The organism is Novosphingobium sp. UBA1939 (assembly GCF_002336885.1).
Classification (GTDB): domain Bacteria; phylum Pseudomonadota; class Alphaproteobacteria; order Sphingomonadales; family Sphingomonadaceae; genus Novosphingobium.
In genome coordinates this window covers 1-3,013 of sequence record NZ_DDFB01000068.1, presented here as the reverse complement: position 1 = coordinate 3,013, position 3,013 = coordinate 1, and the positions used below count along the sequence as shown (strand labels likewise).

Annotated in this window: 2 protein-coding genes and 1 pseudogene; all 3 read right to left on the bottom strand. The window is 62.6% G+C overall.

Translation table 11 applies throughout. The features are described from left to right. Nucleotides 1–277 precede the first annotated feature (277 nt). Nucleotides 278–778 (bottom strand): hypothetical protein, encoded by a 501-nt coding sequence (locus B3547_RS09870; RefSeq protein WP_292962605.1) that lies wholly within the window; start codon nt 776–778, stop codon nt 278–280. A 324-nt stretch (nt 779–1,102) separates the two neighbouring features. Then, nucleotides 1,103–2,134, bottom strand: a complete 1,032-nt coding sequence (adhP, locus tag B3547_RS09865) for an alcohol dehydrogenase AdhP (protein WP_292962603.1) — start codon at nt 2,132–2,134, stop codon at nt 1,103–1,105. A gap of 67 nt (nt 2,135–2,201) precedes the next feature. After that, nucleotides 2,202–3,013, bottom strand: a pseudogene (gene adh, locus B3547_RS09860) (aldehyde dehydrogenase); the annotation flags it as partial.

Here is a 3,013-nt window from a genome sequence, read left to right as displayed (position 1 = left end):
GCGCCAGAGTTTTTCGAACCCTCCATTTTACAGGACTGCCAATGAATTCAATCCGTTAAGGAAGGGCGGGGCAGCGCGAAAAAGGGCCAGATCCGAACGACCGGATTGTGACCGGCTATTTGCGTGTTGCTGACGAACGCGGCGGAAGGTCACGCCACCACGCCGGGTGTGCAATGGCAACGGGACGGTGCCCACCCAGGGCGCGTGGACACATTCCGCTTCGGGGCTGACCACTGTGGGACGCCGCCGACAGGGGGCCGCACGGCAAGGAGGGGGGTTAGCGGACCCATCCGTTACCTTGTTGTGGGTTTGAGCCAGCGAATGAAAGGCCGCAATGCTGCGCCACCTGTTCGTTGACTCGATTTAGAAGGGGAACGACCCGAACTTTCTCTTGCTCGGATATATCAGTGCCAATTTTTCCCCATTGGTGCCAGTATCGTGTCATGCCATCCGGTAACTTGGCAAAGCCGAGGCTGTACTGCCCAAGCAATGTCGGATCTGAGTAATTGAATTGTATGTAATTAGCACTGCGATCAAATCCGCGCGTAGAACCCAAGGTGCTAAAGTAAGTGCTCCGATGGACATCTTTTGCGATAGCTCGAAGAGCTTCCTCCACGCAATCGCTCTCGATCGGATGAGCAAAGTTCTTCTCCCAAGCGACATGAACGCCTGGTTCGCCGGATGGAACAATAAAGATCAAGAGAGCGATGAATCCAAATGCGCACGCCGCAAGTGTCGCGCAGCCAATCCTACGAGACTGAGAATCATCATAAGGCATGACCTTGAGCTTATGCGATCAGCCCTCGTCCGCAACCGCGTCGTGTCCGGAAGGACCGCCCCCACGGGCAAAGTTCAGATAGCAACCGCTCCGGCCACGCCGGACTTTGGCGACGGCACCTGGCGGACGCGAAAAAATCGGAATGTGTGTCCGAAGTCACGGCGATGTCATCGTCGGCATGGCAAAGAAAAGCCGCGACCCGAGGATGGCTTGCCATCTGAACTGCGCCCCCTGCCTTGGGCAGGGGGCGCATTTTTTGTTTGGGTATAGTGTCGGCCAACGCGGAAAGCCCGTTGCGCGGCAACGGGCTCCGGCGCGGGTCTTCTACGCCGTCAGGTCAAGCACCACGCGGCCTTCGATCTGGCCCTTGTGCATCCGGTCGAACACGGCGTTGATATCGTCCAGCTTGGCGGTTTCCACCGTGGCGCGGACTTTGCCTTGCGCGGCGAAATCGATCGATTCCTGGAGGTCGAGCCGGGTGCCGACGATCGAGCCGCGCACGGTGATGCCGTTCAGCACCAGCCCGAAGATGTTGAGCGGGAAATCGCCCGGCGGCAATCCGTTGAGCGCGACTGTGCCGCCGCGCGCGGTGACGCCGATCGCCTGCTCGAACGCCTTGGGGCTGACCGCCGTGACCAGCACGCCGTTCACGCCGCCACCGGTCTCGCGCTTGATGACCGTGGCGGGATCGTCGTGGCGGGCGTTGACGGTGATCGTCGCGCCCAGCCGGCGCGCGAGGTCCAGCTTGGCATCGTCGATATCGATCGCGGCCACGTTCAATCCCATGGCGACGGCATATTGCACGGCCATGTGACCCAGCCCGCCGATGCCGCTGATCGCGACGTAGTCACCGGGCTTGGTGTCGGTCATCTTCAGCCCCTTATAGACCGTGACGCCGGCGCAGAGCACGGGCGCGATCTCGGTGAAGCTGATGTTGGCGGGCAAGTGGCCGACGTAGTTCGGATCGGCGATGACGTAGTCCGCGAAGCCGCCGTTGACCGAATAGCCGGTGTTGAGCTGCGTCTCGCACAGCGTTTCCCAGCCACCCAGGCAATGCACGCAATGGCCGCAGGCGCTGTAGAGCCATGGCACGCCGACGCGATCGCCTTCCTTCACGTGCTTCACGCCCGCGCCGACCTGGCTGACATAGCCGACGCCCTCGTGCCCCGGAATGAATGGCGGGTTGGGCTTGACCGGCCAATCGCCCTCGGCGGCGTGGAGGTCGGTGTGGCATACGCCCGATGCCTGGATCGCGACCTGGATCTGGCCGGGGCCGACCTGCGGCACGGGCACTTCATCGATCGTCAGCGGCTGGCCGAATGCGCGCACGACGGCGGCCTTCATGGTACTGGCCATGGTTCTTCTCCTTGGATTCCCGGAGAAAACGGATGGCCCGGCCACACCGGCCGGGCCTTGCGCGGGATCAAAAGAAACCGAGTTTCTTCGGGCTGTAGCTGACCAGCATGTTCTTGGTCTGCTGGTAGTGATCGAGCATCATGCGGTGGGTTTCACGTCCGATGCCCGATTGCTTGTAGCCGCCGAACGCCGCGTGGGCGGGATAGGCGTGGTAGCAGTTGGTCCACACCCGCCCGGCCTGGATCGCGCGGCCGAAACGGTAGCAGGTGTTGGCATCGCGGCTCCACACCCCGGCGCCGAGGCCATAGAGCGTGTCGTTGGCGATGGCGAGCGCCTCGTCGGCGTCCCGGAACGTCGTCACCGACAGAACCGGGCCGAAAATCTCCTCCTGGAAGATGCGCATCTTGTTGTTGCCCTCGAAGACCGTCGGCTGCACGTAGTAGCCGCCCGCGAGGTCGCCTTCGAGCTCCGCGCGGTGACCGCCGGCGAGGATCTTGGCGCCCTCCTGGGTGCCGATGTCCATGTAGGACAGGATCTTTTCCAGCTGGTCGTTGCTCGCCTGGGCGCCGATCATCGTGTCGGTGTCCAGGGGGTTGCCCTGCTTGATCTTGCCAACCCGCTCGAGGGCGTCGCCGAGGAACTGGTCGTAAATCGAGTCCTGGATGAGCGCGCGCGAGGGGCAGGTGCAGACCTCGCCCTGGTTGAGCGCGAACATCGTGAAGCCTTCGAGGGCCTTGTTGTAGAAGGCGTCCTTCTCGGCGGCGACGTTGTCGAAGAAGATGTTGGGGCTCTTGCCGCCGAGCTCCAGGGTGACCGGGATGAGGTTGGCGCTGGCGTACTGCATGATCAGCCGACCGGTCGTCGTCTCGCCGGTGAAGG